Source organism: Alteromonas sp. ABH4_454, from assembly GCF_056311775.1.
In genome coordinates this window covers 399,991-417,509 of the sequence record NZ_CM149972.1, presented here as the reverse complement: position 1 = coordinate 417,509, position 17,519 = coordinate 399,991, and the positions used below count along the sequence as shown (strand labels likewise).

The 17,519-nt window shown below is 45.0% G+C and carries 15 protein-coding genes; 5 read left to right on the top strand and 10 right to left on the bottom strand.

Annotation, left to right across the window (positions count from 1 at the left end; genetic code table 11):
* Positions 1-10: 10 nt before the first annotated feature.
* A complete protein-coding gene (locus tag ACYX4W_RS01805; protein WP_474804116.1) occupies positions 11-916 on the bottom strand; it encodes a homocysteine S-methyltransferase family protein in 906 nt (301 codons plus the stop codon).
* 27 nt (positions 917-943) lie between these two features.
* Positions 944-2,116, bottom strand: a complete 1,173-nt coding sequence (locus ACYX4W_RS01800; RefSeq protein WP_474804119.1) for an ROK family transcriptional regulator — start codon at positions 2,114-2,116, stop codon at positions 944-946.
* Between the two features lie 362 nt (positions 2,117-2,478).
* Between ACYX4W_RS01800 and ACYX4W_RS01795 the strand changes: the two genes are divergently transcribed.
* Positions 2,479-3,447, top strand: a complete 969-nt coding sequence (locus tag ACYX4W_RS01795; protein ID WP_476074516.1) for a carbohydrate kinase family protein — start codon at positions 2,479-2,481, stop codon at positions 3,445-3,447.
* Between the two features lie 134 nt (positions 3,448-3,581).
* On the opposite strand, the gene efpL is transcribed toward ACYX4W_RS01795, so the two are convergent.
* The 4 genes from efpL to ACYX4W_RS01775 form a co-directional block, all read right to left on the bottom strand.
* The gene (gene efpL, locus ACYX4W_RS01790; protein WP_025257482.1) at positions 3,582-4,157 is read right to left on the bottom strand and encodes an elongation factor P-like protein EfpL; all 576 of its coding nucleotides are present in this window, start codon (positions 4,155-4,157) and stop codon (positions 3,582-3,584) included.
* A 100-nt stretch (positions 4,158-4,257) separates the two neighbouring features.
* Entirely contained in the window at positions 4,258-5,988 is a 1,731-nt protein-coding gene (locus ACYX4W_RS01785) for a cisplatin damage response ATP-dependent DNA ligase (RefSeq protein WP_476074515.1), read from the bottom strand.
* Positions 5,988-7,004, bottom strand: coding sequence for a ligase-associated DNA damage response exonuclease (locus ACYX4W_RS01780; protein ID WP_476074514.1), 1,017 nt, complete (start codon positions 7,002-7,004; stop codon positions 5,988-5,990). Before ACYX4W_RS01780 ends, ACYX4W_RS01785 begins: the two co-directional genes overlap by 1 nt.
* Positions 7,005-7,276: 272 nt before the next feature.
* Positions 7,277-8,488: a DUF418 domain-containing protein gene (locus ACYX4W_RS01775; protein ID WP_476074513.1), complete on the bottom strand. Its 1,212-nt coding sequence runs from the start codon at positions 8,486-8,488 to the stop codon at positions 7,277-7,279.
* 311 nt (positions 8,489-8,799) lie between these two features.
* Here ACYX4W_RS01775 and ACYX4W_RS01770 point away from each other — a divergent pair, with 311 nt between their 5' ends.
* The 3 genes from ACYX4W_RS01770 to ACYX4W_RS01760 all read left to right on the top strand — a co-directional run bounded on the left by ACYX4W_RS01770 (position 8,800) and on the right by ACYX4W_RS01760 (position 13,408).
* Complete coding sequence (locus ACYX4W_RS01770) at positions 8,800-11,289, top strand: ligase-associated DNA damage response DEXH box helicase (protein WP_476074512.1); 2,490 nt, start codon at positions 8,800-8,802, stop codon at positions 11,287-11,289.
* Positions 11,290-11,476: 187 nt separating this feature from the next.
* On the top strand, positions 11,477-12,181 hold the full coding sequence (gene pdeM / locus ACYX4W_RS01765; protein ID WP_476074511.1) for a ligase-associated DNA damage response endonuclease PdeM: 705 nt from the start codon (positions 11,477-11,479) through the stop codon (positions 12,179-12,181).
* A 177-nt stretch (positions 12,182-12,358) separates the two neighbouring features.
* Positions 12,359-13,408: a Gfo/Idh/MocA family protein gene (locus ACYX4W_RS01760; protein ID WP_476074510.1), complete on the top strand. Its 1,050-nt coding sequence runs from the start codon at positions 12,359-12,361 to the stop codon at positions 13,406-13,408.
* Between the two features lie 96 nt (positions 13,409-13,504).
* Here ACYX4W_RS01760 and ACYX4W_RS01755 read toward each other — a convergent pair whose 3' ends face one another.
* The 3 genes from ACYX4W_RS01755 to folM all read right to left on the bottom strand — a co-directional run bounded on the left by ACYX4W_RS01755 (position 13,505) and on the right by folM (position 16,302).
* On the bottom strand, positions 13,505-14,398 hold the full coding sequence (locus ACYX4W_RS01755; protein ID WP_476074509.1) for a carbon-nitrogen hydrolase: 894 nt from the start codon (positions 14,396-14,398) through the stop codon (positions 13,505-13,507).
* On the bottom strand, positions 14,385-15,449 hold the full coding sequence (locus ACYX4W_RS01750) for an agmatine deiminase family protein (RefSeq protein ID WP_476074508.1): 1,065 nt from the start codon (positions 15,447-15,449) through the stop codon (positions 14,385-14,387). Before ACYX4W_RS01750 ends, ACYX4W_RS01755 begins: the two co-directional genes overlap by 14 nt.
* A 145-nt stretch (positions 15,450-15,594) precedes the next feature.
* Positions 15,595-16,302: a dihydromonapterin reductase gene (gene folM, locus ACYX4W_RS01745; RefSeq protein ID WP_474804150.1), complete on the bottom strand. Its 708-nt coding sequence runs from the start codon at positions 16,300-16,302 to the stop codon at positions 15,595-15,597.
* Between the two features lie 162 nt (positions 16,303-16,464).
* Between folM and folE the strand changes: the two genes are divergently transcribed.
* Entirely contained in the window at positions 16,465-17,148 is a 684-nt protein-coding gene (gene folE, locus ACYX4W_RS01740) for a GTP cyclohydrolase I FolE (protein WP_474804153.1), read from the top strand.
* Positions 17,149-17,230: 82 nt separating this feature from the next.
* Here the strand turns inward: folE and ACYX4W_RS01735 are convergent, their stop codons facing one another.
* Positions 17,231-17,458, bottom strand: a complete 228-nt coding sequence (locus ACYX4W_RS01735) for a hypothetical protein (protein ID WP_474856526.1) — start codon at positions 17,456-17,458, stop codon at positions 17,231-17,233.
* Positions 17,459-17,519: the final 61 nt, after the last annotated feature.

Here is a 17,519-nt window from a genome sequence, read left to right as displayed (position 1 = left end):
GATTTCAGTTTTAAGATTTTACGCTATCACTTATGGCTTTGATATGTTCAGGGCCTATGCCGCAACAGCCTCCAATGATACTGGCACCTGCCGCTAGCCACGATTGAGCGTAATCTGCATAGCGCTGTGGCGTTATATCGTCACGCAGCTCTGACAAAAGGGCGTTAGCTTCATGCTGACGCTTCCTTTCTGAAAAGCTATTGGCGTATGCACCAGTAGCAATGTTTTCATTCAACTGTCGCGTAATTGTTAGTGCATTTTCCATTTCTTCAGGCTGTGAACAATTAAAAAGTACGCTTTCAACACGCTCCAGCAAAGGCGCGATTTTTTCTAGCGGCTCGCCTGAACGAAGAGTTACAGGCTCGTTTGACGACGCTCTATTATGCAAAGAAAACGACAGCCAAATGGGACGAGAAGACAGTGTTTTTATTAGTGAAACTACGGCATCAGCTTCTTCAATAGAGCAAACCGTTTCAATAAGCCAAACATCCACAAAAGGCGCTTGCGCTTTGATAAGAGGCGTTAAAATCTCTGCCACTCGTTCTGCATCGAATAAGTCTGGGCGGTACGAGCCAAAAGCAGGTGGCACACAGCCCGCGACTGATAACTTGTTGCTTTTATCCTGCTGAAAAGTAACGGCTTCCTTTGCTAGCTTAGCCGCAGACTCGGCCAGCGAAAATGCTTGCTCGTTAAACGCGGTTTCACCAATATGAAATGGAACGAGGGCATAGGCATTGGTAGTGATGACAGTGGCACCAGCATTTAGAAAGTGGGTATGAACCTCACGCACTAGCTCAGGGGTCTGCATTAATGCCAGTGCGGACCATTCCGGCTGCCTAAAAGGTGCACCAATCTTTTCAAGTTCACGACCCATACCACCATCTAGAATATGAATCACTTTGCTACTTACTGTCATGAAAACCTTAACTGCACATCTGAATAGTTAGAAATAATTAGCCTGAAGCGCTAAGTTTGCGCTTCCAATCGATTGGGCCTTTACGCCCACGTGACCGGGGCTAATTTGCGCGGGAGTAATTCCTCGCATATCCAAGTCTTTCAGCGCACTTTGGGTTGCTTCAACTAATAATTCTTTTATGTTGCTGGGTATGGCGCCGTCAATGATTACGCCATCTAAATCCAAAAGGCTCATCGCGCACTGTGAAGCGAATGCCAGCCCTTTGGCTGTCTCGCGCACCCAATTTTTTACAAGTGAATCATTGCACTGCCAGTAAGAGGGGGACTCATAAATGTGCTTAGCGTTTTCCCCCGCTTTTTCTAACTCGCTTTCCAATAGATAAAGTGAAGATTGCGTTATTAACTGACGCTGCTGATTTTGACTAAAAAAAGGCAACGAGCCAATAGCGCCGGCATTACCTGTTTTGCCATTGATAAGCTGATTGTTAAGTACCAGTCCACCGCCTAAAAACGTACCAACAAATATGTATAAAAAGCTATCGTAACGCTTTGGATTGCCGAACGACATCTCCGCGCTACACGCTGCTCCTGCATCATTTTTAATGAAAACAGGTAGGTTTAATAAGCTTTCAAGTTCGGTTTGTGGGTCAAACTCTTTCCATTCTTCTAACTCTTTTTTCGGCGCGCCTGCTTCCTCTGCCCAACTCCAAATTTCAAAAGGCATAGCTACGCCTAAGCCTCTAACCATCTTTTGCTGTGCTGCATCTAGGTTTTTGATTAGAACATTGAATGCACGCTCTGCAAAGTTCAGTAGGTTGCTTACCGTTGGATAGGCGAACTTTTCGTGAAGGGTGGCTTTAACATTGCCTTTTAAGTCGAGCAAGGTTATGTCGAAACTACGGCGACCAACTTTGAGGCCGATACTGAACGCACCGTTAGCATTCAATCCGAAAGGTACCTTAGGCTGCCCTACACCGCCTTTTATAGGCTTTAGGCGTTTGACCAATCCATCGGTTTCTAACTTCTTGATAATTACCGTTGCAGATTGCGCCGACAGCCCAGTCAATTGTGCAATTTCAGCTTTAGGTAAGGCAATGCGTTGCCGTATTAAGGTTAAGATCGCGCGCTCATTCGCAGAACGATCATCAAGTAACTCTGGTGCGTTTTGTTGTGGCAGGTGAAAAGCCGATTCAATATTCAAAGTAATTACTATCTACCGTTAAAAAAGAAAAGAGTTTAATAATACCAATGCGCATAGATAATTGCCCATTCAGAAGGCGCTGGCAAGTTTCCTAGCGAAGCGTGGGAATGCAGGAATGTGTCCCCTTTCAAACTTCCAAAATGAAGCTATGAATCTTACCAGACCTTTCAGATAAAAATTTTAATCTTTTTAATACAATAGGTACACATCCTACAATCCTTTTAAAAAAAGTAAATCAATTGGGTTGATTTAATAGTTTTGTTCGTCAATACTATGCCGCAATTAATTAACGATTCGTTAACCTTACGTATTGTGCGCACTAGGTAAACGTCCTTTATTGACATTTTTTGAGCGAGGCTGGTATGAAAATTTTGTGTTTAGGTGAAGTGCTTATTGATATGTTAAGCCAAGGTGCAGCGCCCAAAGATGGCAACATACCAGCCATGAAGCCTTTCCAGCCTTATGCTGGTGGCGCGCCCGCTAACGTGGCGGTTGCTGTTGCCCAACTGGGTGGAGAAAGTGCGATGGTATCGAAGGTGGGTGACGATACTTTTGGCGCCTTTCTTAAAGAAATGCTTGAACACTACAAAGTAAATACGGACTTTGTGTGGACCACACAAGAGGGTAATACGGCGCTGGCGTTTGTAAATTTAGATGAAGACGGTGAGCGTTCGTTCGATTTCTATGTTGATAATGCCGCACATAAGCATATTTCAGAACAAGACTTGTCTACGATTGACTGCGACAAGAATACAGTACTGCACTTCTGTTCGGGTTCAATTTCTGGCCCTGAGCTTATTCCTGGCACCGAGTTTATTTTAAACAAGGCAAAGGAAAACGGCATGATGGTGTGTTTAGACATCAACTATCGCCCAGCATTTTGGGATGACACAGCCAATGCGCCAACACGTATTGATGAGGCTGCTAAAAAAGTTTCTGTGTTAAAGGCAAGCCGCGAAGAACTTGCAGAGCTTTATGGCGAAGAAAATGCCGATGCAAAAGTACAGCAGTGGCTAGATAGCGGTGTGAAGGTTGTATTGGTAACAGACGGTGGCGAGCCAATTCACTATATTACTAAGTCGTTCAGCGGCACGCTGGCATCGCCAAAAATGGATGTAAAAGATACCACCGCAGCCGGTGATTCGTTTATCGGTGGGTTCCTGTATTTCCTTTCGACCAAAGTTAAGAACGCGGATGAGTTCGATGCGTGGGCTGAAAACTTTGAAAATGTTAGCGAAGCGACTGAATTTGCTATTCGATGTGGTGCTTACACAGTAACCCAGTACGGTGCATTCAGCGCACTGCCTACGCAGGAAAATATCGCTAAGTAGGAAACGCAAAAAAAACGCTTTCAAAGCTGTGAAGCAGGCAATAAAAAAGGGTTCGATTGAACCCTTTTTTGTTTTTTTAAGCTGAGCAAATATTTCAAGTGTCGATGGCAGCCTAATTCAATACGTTAAATTGACTAGTGCTTATCGGCTCTGCTTTGGAACTTACGCTCTTCGGTATTGACCTTAATCCATTCACCCGTGCTGATGTATTCTGGCACTTGAACTACTAGACCGGTCGAAAGCGTTGCTGGTTTGGTACGAGAAGTAGCAGACGCACCTTTAATAGACGGGTCGGTCTCAACTACTTCTAGCTCTACGCTCATTGGCAAGTCCAAGGCAACGGGTACTTCGCTAACAATGACAACTTGAATGCCATCGGTTTCTTCGTTAATAAACAGAGCTTCATTCTCAATGCTCTCTTTGTTCAAGTGATAAGGGGTGTAGTCTTCCTTATCCATGAATACATATTCTTCGCCATCAATATACGAAAACATAGCAGGACGACGAATTAAGTCAGCCATATCTAGGGTATCTGAGTCTTTAAAGGTTTCATCGTATTTGGCGCCCGTTACTACATCGTACATGCGCATGCGATAGATGCTGCCACCAGCACGACCTTGAGGGACAGAGCGTTCAATGTCTCGCACGATGCAAGTTTTTCCGTCAAATACCACAGTGTTATTCTTTTTAATTTCACTAGCCTTAGGCATGGCGATTTCCTATTGTTTTATTTTCTTAAGGTGCAAGCCTTGTTTCTATCTCAGCCCATTCTCTGCGATTTTAGACGACTAAGAAAGTGTTTTTGCTGGCTCAGCCTTCTATTAGTGCTTTAACGTTCGCTAAGGTATCTGCTTCATTAGCGGGCTTGTCCCAACGAATTCTATGTATACGGGGAAAGCGCAGCGCGACCCCTGATTTGTGCCTCGACGAAGGGTGTACAGCGTCGAAAGCCACTTCAAGCACCAGTTCTTTTTTCACTTCTCTTACCGGGCCAAACCGCCCCACGGCGTTGCGTCTTACCCAGTTATCTAGTTTTTTGAGTTCTTCATCGGTGAACCCGGAATAGGCTTTTCCGATAGGCAGAAGCTGACAGTCTTCCCAAGCGCCGAACGTGTAGTCAGAGTAAAAGCTGGAACGCTTGCCGTGTCCGCGCTGTGCATACATCATTACCGCATCCACAACCAGCGGATCGCGCTTCCATTTAAACCACTGGCCCTTAGGCCTGCCAGGTACATATTTACTATCTAAGCGCTTTATCATCAGCCCTTCTACCGCACGATTCTGGCAGACTTGGGTGTGAAGCTGGCGCAAAGTTTCAGGGGAAGTGGCATTAAGTGTTTCAGAAAGAAACAAGCGGCTGTTATTCGTGTTGCTAAACCATTCTTCAAGGGCATCGCGCCTTGCCTTTAATGTTTTATCAGTTAGATCTTCACCATTAAGCACTAAAGCATCATAAACGATTAGTCCAACTGGGGAGGAAGACTGTAACGCTTTACTCGGTTTCTTTTTATTAAGGCGCTGCTGAAGGGCATTAAAGGTATCCACGTCTGGCTGTGTGGCGGATGAAGCCTGTTTACCGCTTTTATCACTACTGGTGCGTTGACTAGCCGCACTTTGGGCAGTCAATGCTTCAGATTGATGTAAGCCATGTTCTGCATTATGGATAACCAGCAGTTCTCCATCTAGCACCATATTACCGCTTACAGACTCAAGCAGATCAGGAAATGAGTGGCTGATATCATCGCCAGTACGAGAAAAAAGAGCTTTTTCAGGTTCATCGCCATCGACCTCACTATCTTTCTGAGGCTTATCATCAACAGTTTTATTCGACTTAACAACAAGCTGCACGCGAATGCCATCATACTTGTTCTCAATTTGCCAAGCGTCTTTGGTGAAAGCGTCGATATCGCCATCTTCAATGGGGTGAGAAAGCATAACTGGATGAAATGTGACGGCATTTTCAATATCAGGCTTGTCAGCTTTTCCTTCTAGCCAACCAAGCATATCGACATAAGGCGGAGTAACCGCATGCCATAGTGTCTCAACTTCTTTAATGTCTTTATTGCCATAATCGGCCAATATTTGTTTTATAGAGCGCGCCGACACGCCTATACGTAACCCTCGTGTGCCCAACTTTAGTAACGCCCAGCGTTGAGCCGGCGTCATTATTGTTAGGTAATGGGCTAGCGTCTCAGAAACTTTTTGCTTACTGACCGAAGCGAACGTTTCTACCACTTCGGTAAGCGTGGGTAGCGAATTTGTTGGCTCACTATAAGGCCATAAATGGGCCACGGTTTCACTAACCTCACCCACATAGTCATAGCTCATGGCAAAAAGCTCAGAGTCGGTATGTTCGGTAATAAGCTTTTTTACCGTATTGCGCTTAAAAAAGTCGAACCGCAATGTACCTGCCATAGCAGCAATCGCCCAGCCTCGATCAGGGTCTGGCGTATTGGCAATGTAGTTAGCTATAAGCTGCGCTTTGGCTTTGTTTCCAGACGTGAAATACAGCTGTTCAAGTAAGTGACTGAATGCTTCCACTAATCGCCTCCTTGTTCTGCTTCATCATAACCGACTAGCGATAGCGCTCTGGCTTTAAACCCCATTTTTTCAGCCTGATACATCAGCGCATCTTCTCTGCCATGAGTCACCCACACTTCCTTCGGGTTCACTTCTTCAATGGTTTGCAGCAATTCAGGCCAGTCGCAATGATCAGAGATAATAAGCGGTAGCTCAGCATTTTTTTGCTTAGCGCGAGCGCGAATTTGCATCCATCCAGATGCCACAACAGGGCGTACATTAGGCAAGCTTCGTGACCATCTATCGGCAAGTGCAGAAGGGGGCGCAATGACTATTTCGCCGGCTAAGGTCTTTTTATCTGCAACCTCAGACACCGGAATCAACTCACCTAAATCTATTCCTAATTGCTTGTATAGGTCACACAGCTTCAGCTGCGCACCATGTAAGTAGATGGGCTTGACGTAACCCGCCTCGCGCAGCGCTAATATAACCCGTTGACATTTACCCAATGCATAAGCGCCTACTAAATGGCATCGCTCGGGAAACACGCGTAATGAGTGAAGGAGCTTTTCGATTTCATGTTCAATAGGCGGGTGCTTAAAGACAGGAAGCCCAAAGGTGGCTTCGGTAATCAATACGTCGCAAGGTACAACTTTAAAAGGCGGGCAGGTAGGATCGTGACGGCGCTTATAATCGCCGGAAACCACCACGCGGTAGCCTGCATATTCGATAAGAATTTGTGTAGAGCCAAGAATATGTCCTGCTGGATAAAATGTGGCTTTTACATCGTTAAAATTAATGCTTTCACCTATAGCTACAGCGTGCTGGTGAGTAGCCATATCTTCACCGTAGCGGGTTTGCATAATAGCTAGTGTTTCTGAGCTTGCGAACACACTGTTATGACCTGCCCGTGCATGGTCAGCGTGACCGTGTGTGACAAGCGCGGTGGCGACTTCATTCATTGGGTCGATGTAAAACTCACCGGGCTCGCAATAAAGGCCAGTATCGTCAGCTTTTAACCAGGTTGATGGGTGCACTACTCATAGTCCTGCCAAATCAGAGAATGCTTTTTACTACGTATTTAACCCCCTGAATCGACCACTTGGGTCGCACTCACTATTGGTTCAACCCACATTCATCTATCAAATTTGGCTTGGGCTATGATACTGACAAAAGCCAATTAAGCTCGGCTACTTTGCTAGGTGCTTTCAGGTTCTAGATAGTTGCGCCAATATGCTATAGGACCAGGCTCTACCTGGTCCTTTTGCTTTAATCGGATTTATATAACTTCTTTTAGTAAAGATGTTAGCTATGAGGTTTTATTTGCCTCTGTCGCTAATTCTTGCTCTGCAACTAAGCCGTCGTTTTGCTTGCTCTGTTTCTTCTTATAAAAGCTGCGCAGGTATAGCCTTCTCCATGCCGCTTCAAATGGCCCTTGTTCAAAATGCTTAGTTATAAAATTCGCCAGCAACATTTGAATTGCTGTGAGCGCAAAGGTAATTAACATCAAATCGAGCAGCGTCACGGTATAGGCAAAGTCGGGATAGTAAGCGGGCATAATCACACGAAACAACACAGCCAGAACAATAGATTGCGTCAGGTAGAGGGTAAACGCTACCTTGCCGCAATTAATAAGTGACTGATACCACCAAGTGGTTGTATTTTTCACCTTGATTAACAGGTGTGCGTAGGCAAAAGCACAGAAAATTGCTGGGATACTGGTAAACATGGGAATAACATCCGACGTTACTTGCTCAAATATCAACTGAGGTATAACCGTAACGACAGATGTGGCTATGGCAATTATAGACACTTTCAAAAATACAGTAGATGAAAACCCAACGCTAAAGAAACCACTTCTATAAAGATAGGCACCAAACATCATAAGCCCCATCGACTGCCATAGCATGGTAAAAGGTGCTGCAATAACGGTAGCAAGAACAAAAGAAGCTTGAACCCCAATTTGGAACAAATAACTACTTTGCCATTGTGTAACCTCTTCGGCGTAAGCTTCGCTAGACCTAAATGGAAGTGCGCCACCGTAGTCGTATCCAAGCGTAAGCACTATGCCAAAAACAAGCATAATGATGCTTCCCACGACTAAATATTTAACGCTTTTTGTGCGAAGCGCTTCTTGGTCTAACGTTAAGTGTTTTAGTACAAAGTAGGCGCAAAAACTGTAATAAAGCAGTATGTCGCCGCCAAATATGAAAACGCCATGTATTAACCCAAATAAAAATAGCCATTTAAGCCGAGATTTAGAAAAGTCTAAAAAGTTGTGCCCACGCTTTTGGCAAGCGTCGAATTGAATAGCTAAACCTGCTCCAAACAACAGGCAAAATAAGGTGCGAAATCTGCCATCTAATAAAAGCGCGCTAAGTGTCGAGATAATCTCATCTGATAAAAGTGGCTCTTCAAAAAACGCGTAGCCGGTGTGAAAGTTTTGATGGTATGCAATGTTTAAAAACAAAATGCCAAGGATTGCTAAACCTCTAATGGCATCTATGGATTGAATTCGCATTTACGTTCCCTGTAATCATATTTTGTAGTTTAACGAGTGTAGTGTACTCGTTTTCGAAGTGTCGATAATTAAAGTGTATCCGAATATTAACTATTGCTAATAACCTTAATCCACTAATAAATAAAAAGTACAGGAGATACGTATTTTTTCAAGAAAGCCTTATTGCGCTGAGTTTGGGCGCTGAGTTTGGGCGCTGAGTTTTGGCGTTGAGCTTTGACGATTATTGCAAAGGTAAAAGTAAGGTGTTGGCGTATATAAACTTAACTAAAGAATTGGCGTATAAAGCGGAAAAGGCATAACAGATACTGTAAATGACATTACTTCCCTGCGCTTTCTCTAAGTGGTTTAAGCAAAAAGGCTGGCAACTACGTGATTATCAACAGACCATGTTGGTGGAAAAAGATAAACATGACTGTACGTTACTGATAGCACCGACAGGGGCGGGTAAAACCTTGTCAGGTTTTCTGCCAAGTTTGGTAGAGCTTAGTGAGTTAAATGAATCAGCTGAAATCAAGGGTAATCAGAGTGGGTTTAATGGTTTGCATACCCTGTACATTTCACCACTTAAAGCGTTAACCCAAGATATTCATCGCAATCTGTTACAGCCTATTGAAGAAATGTCGTTGCCTATCACCGCGGAAACCCGCACCGGCGATACATCCTCTCATAAGCGTCAGCGGCAGCGTAAAAAGCCGCCTAATATTCTACTTACTACCCCCGAATCTCTTATGCTGATGTTGAGCTACGCCGATGCCGATAAGCTTTTCGGCAAGCTAAAACGCGTGATAATCGATGAAACCCACAGCTTAATGGCTAATAAACGCGGCGACTTTTTATCTCTTGCCTTAGCGCGATTAAGCGTTCTTTCTCCAAGCTGCAAACGCATAGGTTTGTCAGCGACCGTGGCATTTCCTGAAACTTTGGGCGCGTGGCTGGCAGGCAGTGACAGCTTTGCCAATATCATTAAAGTAAAAGCGGGGGAGAAGCCAAAAGTTGAGATGCTGCACTCTAAAGCACGCATGCCTTTTGGTGGCTTTATGGCTCGTTACGCCATTGATGATATCTATGCGGCCATAGAAAATGCACAGACCACGCTGGTTTTTGTCAATACACGAGCCCAGTCCGAGCTTCTATTTCAAATGCTATGGGAAGCAAATAAAGCGGCGCTTCCCATTGCGCTTTATCACGGCAGTTTGAGTAAAGAGCAAAGGCGCAAAACCGAAGCAATGATGGCAAGCGGTATGCTAAGGGCAATTGTGTGTACTTCTGCGTTAGAGTTAGGTATCGACTGGGGTGACGTGGATAAGGTTATTCAAGTTGGCGCACCTAAAGGCGTAAGCAGGCTGCTACAAAGGATAGGGCGAGCGAACCACAGGTTAGATGAACCTAGCGAAGCGCTGCTTGTTCCGGCAAATCGTTTTGAAGCGCTGGAATGCCAAGCGGCAATTACTGCTATAGAAAAAGGTGAGCTTGATGGTGAAAGCCCACAGCCGGGCGCCCTAGATATCATTCCACAGTTCATCTTGAACTGTTTATGTAGCAAAGCTGATAGCCCAGATGCCTTGTATCAAGAGATACTTACCGCCACGCCTTATCAAGGGTTAGATAGAGACGATTTCGATAAGCTGTGGCGCTTTACCCAAGACGGAGGCAGTGCCCTTAATGCTTATGAACGATATCAGCGTTTAACACGAAACGACGATGGCACTTTTGCGCCCGCAAATCGGCGAGTTATACAAAGACACAGGCAAAACATAGGCACAATCGTTGAGGCAGGACGTTTAAAGGTAAAGCGTATTCGTAGGGGGAACCAAGGCAAGATCATTGGCGAGGTAGAAGAGTACTTCGCCCAGCAGTTAGCGCCCGGAGATACCTTTTATTTCGGTGGAGAAGTACTGCGCTTTGAAGCAATTCGCGACATGCAGCTTCACGCCAAGCCGGCTAAAGCCAAAGAGCCGAAAATACCCAGCTACGCGGGTGGGCAAATGCCGCTATCTACCTATTTGGCGGAAGGCGTACGGGCAATTCTGGCTACTCAGAAATCATGGAAAGCACTGCCCGCACAGGTACAAGAATGGCTGAAGCTTCAGCAGGCGTTTTCTCAGTTACCTAGCCCTGAAAAGGTGTTGGTGGAGCAGTTTCCATTTAGGCAGGCGCACTATACCTTGTACTACACCTTCGACGGACGCAAAGCGAACCAAACCTTAGGTATGTTGCTAACGCGGCGAATGGAAAAAATGGGCATAAAGCCACTGAGCTTCAGTGTGACTGATTATGGTTTGTCGATAGCATCAGTGAACGCCATCACCCAAGGGCAGTTACAGCAGCTGTTTCAGCCGGATATTCTAGGCGACGAGTTAGAAGATTGGATGTTACAGGCGCCTATGCTCAAACGCTCGTTTAGGCAAGTAGCGGTAGTGAGCGGGCTGACCGAACAGCGTTATCACGCCAGCCAAAAAACCATGAAGCAGGTTACGTTTTCTACCGACCTTATTTACGATACATTGCGTGAGCACGACCGTGACCACATATTACTTAAAGTAGCTCGGGCTGATGCTGAGCGTGAGCTTCTCGACTTACGGCGACTCGCTAATTTACTTATTCGGTATGTAGATTCAGCGACATTGATAAATCTGGAAAAGCCCTCTCCCATGGCCATACCTATAGTGCTTGATGTGCGTAGTGAACAAGTGAAAGGGGCTGGCGCACAGGCCATTATTGAGCAAGCTAACTTATACGCCGAAGCTGAAACTATGTTAGATGAAGTACGCGCACTACTCTCAGGGGCTAGCGTTGAATAGGGTGGGGTTAAACAGAATATTCAAACTTCGCTTTTTTATATTAATGATATACCTTACGCCAGATGCTTTACTTAACAAACATTTGCGGTAAGTCCGTTGAATAGGAAAGCTTAATAGTATTTCGCTAAATAAACGTCAGCGTTACCTAGGTACTAAAAACTCGAAAAAGAAAAATAAAGAGGATAATTTGGCAATAACCGACGCGTGGCTGACTGAAAAAGTCAGTCAGCGCCATATCACTATTACGAAATATGCAGACTACTTGTGGTTATTAGACGCACGTGGCGTCGCATATTTACCCGCATGCGACTGGCTGATTGTGTCTGATCTTCACTTAGAAAAAGGCAGCTATTTACGCAGCTATGCGAACCCTATACCTAGCTTAGACTCCACCGCCACACTTAAACGCTTAGAAAGCATTATTGATGAATACCAGCCTAAGCGGGTAATCAGCTTAGGGGATAGCTTTCACGATAAGCATAGCATGTCCCGAATGACCATTGATGACCGTAGGCATTTATGTAGGCTTGTTGATAGCGTCAATGAGTGGATATGGGTTGAAGGCAACCATGACCCTGATTTACCTGAAGGCATTCCGGGCACGCCACGTTTTGAAGTGGTACTAGATAATATGGTATTCAGGCATGAGCCGGAATTAAACGAAAAGCGAGCGCAAGTTATCGGTCACTATCACCCTAAAAAGCGCACCACTATTTCTCGCCGCCGATACTCAGGCAAATGCTTTACTAACAACGAAAACTTGTTTGTGATGCCCGCCTTCGGGCAGTTCACCGGCGGATTAGACATAGACGAAGACGTAATGCTAACGCTTCTTCCCAATTCGACCCGTCAGGTTTTCATGCTCTGTGACGGCATAATCTTCAAAATATAGCACATCAAAAATGGGGGCAGAGTCAGCGGGACATTTAGACATTGACCTTCCTTCTAAAAGCCGAAGTAAACAGTGAGGGGGTCAGAGTCAGGACTCTGACCCCCTCATTTTTTAAGCCTAGTTTAGTGCGCTGAGTTCCCATATACTTTTTCAACTGAACAAAAAAGGAACAGGAAAATGTATCGTTTTGGAATTGTCGGCGCAGGCATGATTGCGGATTTTCATGCTAAGGCCATCCACGCTATTCCCAATGCAGAATTAACAGGGATTTATTCACGTTCAATTGATAAAGCCAACGCTTTCTCTAAAAAGCATAGCTGTAAACCTTACGACGACTATACGTCGTTTATAACGTCTCCTGATATTGACATCATTACTATATGCACGCCTTCAGGCTTTCATTTAGAGCCTATATCCGCCGCCGCAAAAGCGGGCAAGCACATCATTTGTGAAAAGCCGCTGGAAGTTACAGCTGACAGAGTCGATGAAATGATTGCGGTGTGTGCTGAAAACAAAGTGATGCTAGCAGGCATTTTTCCTCGTCGGTTTAACGCCTCTTCAAAGTTACTTAAGCAAGCTATAAATGCTGGCCGCTTCGGCAATATTGCCATGGCAGATGCTTATATTAAATGGTGGCGAACTCAAGAGTATTATGAAAGCGGTGCCTGGCGTGGTACTTGGAAGCTTGATGGCGGTGGCGCGTTGATGAACCAGTCAATTCATACTATCGATTTACTCCTTTATGTAATGGGGGATGTAAAGTCTGTGCGAGCAGAGACTAGGCTGGTGGCCCATGATGGTATAGAAGTGGAGGATGTTGGAATTGCGATGCTCGAGTTTAAAAACGGTGCATTAGGCGTTATTCAAGGTTCAACAGCTTGCTGGTCTAAAAGCGGTCATCCGGCAGAAATTCAAATCACTGGTTCTCAGGGCTCTGTTTTTATGAGCGACGACAAATTTCGAGTCTGGGAGTTTGCTGATGAAAGTGAGGAAGACGAAGAGATCAGATGCAAGTATGGGCTCAATGAAGGTGAAGCGGGAGCAGGGGCGGCTGATCCATCCGCCATCGATTTCGAGTGGCATCAAAGAAACTTCGAAGATGTATTAAATGCCCTTGATAACGGCACCAAACCGCTTGTGGATGGATTTGAAGGACGTAGATCGATTGCGCTACTAAACGCTATTTATCGCTCAGCGAAAAACGGCGGTGAAAAAGAACTTGTGTAAAAATGGGGTCAGAGTCAGCGGAACATTTAGACATTGACCTTCCTTCTAAAAGCCGAAGCTGGGGTCAGAGTGCTGACTCTGACCCCTTTGTTTGGGTTAGTCGCGCCAGCGCTTAGTTAGTTCGTCGTAGGCGTCGATGCGACGGTCACGGAAGTAAGGCCAAATGCGCTTAACCTGTTCGGTACGTTCCATATCAAGCTCTACTGATAGCGTGGTTTCACCTTCAGCTTCGGCTTTTGCCAAAACCTCGCCCTGCGGACCTGCAACAAAGCTTTGTCCCCAAAACTGAATGCCTGGGTCGCCTTCAACTGGTGACGCTTCAAAACCAGTACGGTTGGCTACGATAACCGGTACTGAGTTAGCCACAGCATGAGAGCGCTGAATGGTTTCCCATGCACCATGTTGACGGCTACGTTCTTCTGCTGTGTCAGTTAAGTCCCAGCCGATAGCCGTAGGGTAGAACAATAAGTCTGCACCTGCCATTGCCATCAGGCGAGCTGCTTCTGGGTACCATTGATCCCAACATACCAAGACGCCAAGTTTACCTACGCTGGTTTCTATAGGCGTAAAGCCCATATCGCCCGGTGTGAAATAAAACTTCTCGTAAAAACCAGGGTCGTCAGGAATGTGCATTTTACGGTATTTGCCCGCAATTTCTTTACTGCGGTCAAACACGACTGCAGTGTTGTGATACAAACCAGAACCACGTTTTTCAAACAAGGACGTGACTAACACAATATTGTGTTTTTCGGCTAGCTCACCAAAAAAGCCTGTCGCTGGACCTGGTATTGGTTCAGCCAAATCAAAGGCGTCAGTATCTTCTTGCTGGCAAAAATACAGGGTACTGTGCAGTTCTTGTAGCAGAATACACTCGCAGCCCTCAGCCGCTAATTTGGCAATTTGCTCGGCACTTTTATTCCAGTTCGTTGCTTTATCGTTATCGGCAACGGCCTGTTGTACCAGACCCACTTTTAGCTTAGCTGGGCGCATGTAATGACACTCCTTTCTTTAAGGTGGTGATAATCGAATCTTTTAACGTATCTGTGGGTACTTGCATAGAAATACAATGCAAGCTGCCGTATTGTCTTACGAGTACACTACAATCAATTGGTTCAACAATATGATTGGGGTGTGCTTTTTGCACAGTCTCGATGGCTTCAGCATCTTCTTTTTCACCATACACAGGCAATAAAATCGCGTTATTACAAATCAAGTAATTTGCGTACGATGCCGGCAAGCGATCTCCTTCATCGTTTACTATATGAGGCAGCGGTAAATGAAATTGTTTATGTTCTGGCAATTCAAGAGCGCACTCGTCACATAACGCCTTCAAACCTTCGAAGTGACTATCATTAGGGCGGTTGTTACACGCCTGAATTACTAAGCCTTTATTCGGGGTAAAGCGCACTAGGGTGTCAATATGGCCATCTGTATCATCGCCTTCTAAATGCCCATGCTGCAATATGGTGACCTTACTGCAGCCCAGCATATCTTTAAAGGTATCTTCGTAAGCGCTTAGCGACATATCTCCGTTGCGTTCGGGGTTTAGTAGGCACTGAGCAGTACTTAATAGGTGCCCGTTTTCATCAATCTCTAACGCACCGCCTTCTGCCACAATAGGGCTGCTGCGCAGCGCAGAATTGCACATGGCGGCGAGGTAACGCTGATTGACAAGGTTATCTTCTGAAGCGTTGAACTTGTTACCCCAACCGTTGAAACGAAATTCTACGGGCGAGCCGTTACTTTCACTGTCTTTACAGGTGATAAAACCGTAGTCGCGCATCCAGGTATCATTAAAGGATGCAGGAACAATAAGCACTCGGGCATTTTCGGGTAAACGAGGCTTAAGATCATCAACGTCACTTGGCGCGCATAATAAAATGACACCCGCGTTATTGCGATTCACTGCTGCAATCACATTCAGGTAGGTTGCTCTTGCTTCTTCCAACCATGGAGCCCAATCGGTTTGTGCATGTGGCCATGCCAACATAACAGCATCAATGTCGTGCCATTCAGGCGCCATAATACGGTTGCCGTACATAGTAGAAATCCAAGTCGCTTTAAAATAGGGAGTGGATTATAGCCATGCCGCAGTACCAGACCAAGGCTAATGGCGATGAAATTAATTGGCGGTGACGATTAATATAAACCAACCAAAACGTAAGCTTAGCTTGAAATCTATAATATTACTTTAAATGTCGCCCGCCATTAAGGTGTAGTGTTTGTCCCGTCACGTAGTCGCTGTCAAATAGATAACGCATGGCTTTAACAGCCTCTTGGGCACCCGGTACTATTTCGAGTAGCGACTTCTTCACTGCTTTTTGTTTATAAGCTTCATCGTCACCTTCATTAAACATGAGTAAAGCCGGTGCAATGCTATTCACTTTCACCTTTGGGGCCAGCTTTTTGGCAAAGGACAAAGTGAGATTGTGCAACGCAGCTTTACTCGCCGCGTAAGCCATATGCTTTTCACTGCCGGTATCTTGCACATAATCAGTCATGTGTATAATGTCAGCTTGTTCTTCACAACCGCACAGCGCTTCTTCTAATGCTAAATTAATGCGATAGGGAGCAACCGCATGAATCATCATCATGCGTTCCATTAAGTGTTGCTTATTACCATTATCTTTCTCTTGAGCCCAATCTGATGCATTGTGAATGATCCCTCGATAGGTTTTACTGATTGCCTTAATCTCATCAATTGCTCGATCAATAGCCGCCTCAGTGCTAAAATCCGCCTGTAAGACTGTTGCACCTTTTTCTTCAAGCATTGCAATACTAGAGCGATGCGTTCGATAAGTCACAACAACGCGATGACCTTGTTCGAGTAAACTTTCGGCCATCGCTAAGCCCAATCGTTGGCTGGCGCCTGTTATCAGTACAGGTGAGTTCAAGATAGTGTCCTTCTTTTCTAAGAGGTAACAGTTTTATTATTCCGTGCTAAATGCACGTGTGGTAGCAACAACATTAAATAAAAGTCATGTTGTCGTATAACCGAACTTTTACGAGTTGAAAGGCGTATCAGTTCAAAAAAAGCAGTAACAACGGATAAAGCAATGTTAGCAAAAGAAGCGGTAATTGTGCGTGATGCACTAGACCCCTCTATATCAGAGCCAGCACAACGTGTACGTGAAGCATTAGAAGCCAAGGGTTTAGAAACGCCTATGGTGGCTAATGGTCTTTCTGACGAACAAAAGCGCCAACGAATTGAAAGTGCTATGCGTGACGTAATGGACACGCTTGGACTTGACCTTACTGATGACAGCTTGTGCGACACGCCTAGCCGTATTGCCAAAATGTACGTCAATGAGATTTTTGGAGGCTTGGATTACCGCAAGTTCCCCAAGATTACTGCTATTGAAAACAAAATGCAGATAGATCAGCCTGTTCAGGTATCTGACATTAGCTTAACAAGTACCTGCGAGCATCACTTTGTAACCATTGATGGCACAGCCACAGTATCTTACATACCTAAAGATACGGTGATTGGTCTTTCAAAAATAAACCGTCTTGTAGGCTTTTTTGCTCAACGTCCTCAGGTACAAGAGCGTTTAACGCAGCAGGTGTTAGTTGCACTGCAAACATTAACGAATTCAGAAGATGTTGCTGTGAGTATCAACGCTACGCACTATTGCGTGAAAGCAAGAGGGATTCGAGACACTAATTCCTACACCAAAACGTCAGCGTTAGGTGGCCGTTTCTTAACAGACAGTGAATTAAAACGAGAGTTTTTCCGTTAAGCAAGTCGGGAAAGGCTTCACTGATAAACTAGAAAAGCCGCTTTCTGAAGCGGCTTTTTCGTAGATACCTAGCGTTGATTTCTTACTTGAAAAGGTGTTCGCTATCTAAAGCGTCAACAACAAGATTAATTCGGCCACCAATACCATCGGCGGGAATAAGACTGAGTACTTTGTTACAACAACCACAAGACTCATGTTGTTCGAGGTACATGTCTCGAGATGCGTTTAGTTGAAAATCATTAATTGCGCCGCAATAGGGGCACATGTATTCCAATGCTTTAACACTTTGCATTGCTTTATCCGTTACCATGTTTTACATATCCATATGACGTAAGTCGAAATCCAGTGTGTGAAAAAGTAATTTGTATTAC

Excerpts from the sequence above, each read along its gene's own strand:
- ACYX4W_RS01735 (WP_474856526.1), bottom strand. The coding sequence starts at position 17,458 with ATGGTAACGGATAAAGCAATGCAAAGTGTTAAAGCATTGGAATACATG.
- efpL (WP_025257482.1), bottom strand. The coding sequence starts at position 4,157 with ATGCCTAAGGCTAGTGAAATTAAAAAGAATAACACTGTGGTATTTGAC.
- ACYX4W_RS01750 (WP_476074508.1), bottom strand. The coding sequence starts at position 15,449 with ATGTACGGCAACCGTATTATGGCGCCTGAATGGCACGACATTGATGCT.
- ACYX4W_RS01770 (WP_476074512.1), top strand. The coding sequence starts at position 8,800 with ATGACATTACTTCCCTGCGCTTTCTCTAAGTGGTTTAAGCAAAAAGGC.
- ACYX4W_RS01760 (WP_476074510.1), top strand. The coding sequence starts at position 12,359 with ATGTATCGTTTTGGAATTGTCGGCGCAGGCATGATTGCGGATTTTCAT.
- ACYX4W_RS01805 (WP_474804116.1), bottom strand. The coding sequence starts at position 916 with ATGACAGTAAGTAGCAAAGTGATTCATATTCTAGATGGTGGTATGGGT.
- folE (WP_474804153.1), top strand. The coding sequence starts at position 16,465 with ATGTTAGCAAAAGAAGCGGTAATTGTGCGTGATGCACTAGACCCCTCT.
- ACYX4W_RS01795 (WP_476074516.1), top strand. The coding sequence starts at position 2,479 with ATGAAAATTTTGTGTTTAGGTGAAGTGCTTATTGATATGTTAAGCCAA.
- ACYX4W_RS01755 (WP_476074509.1), bottom strand. The coding sequence starts at position 14,398 with ATGCGCCCAGCTAAGCTAAAAGTGGGTCTGGTACAACAGGCCGTTGCC.
- ACYX4W_RS01775 (WP_476074513.1), bottom strand. The coding sequence starts at position 8,488 with ATGCGAATTCAATCCATAGATGCCATTAGAGGTTTAGCAATCCTTGGC.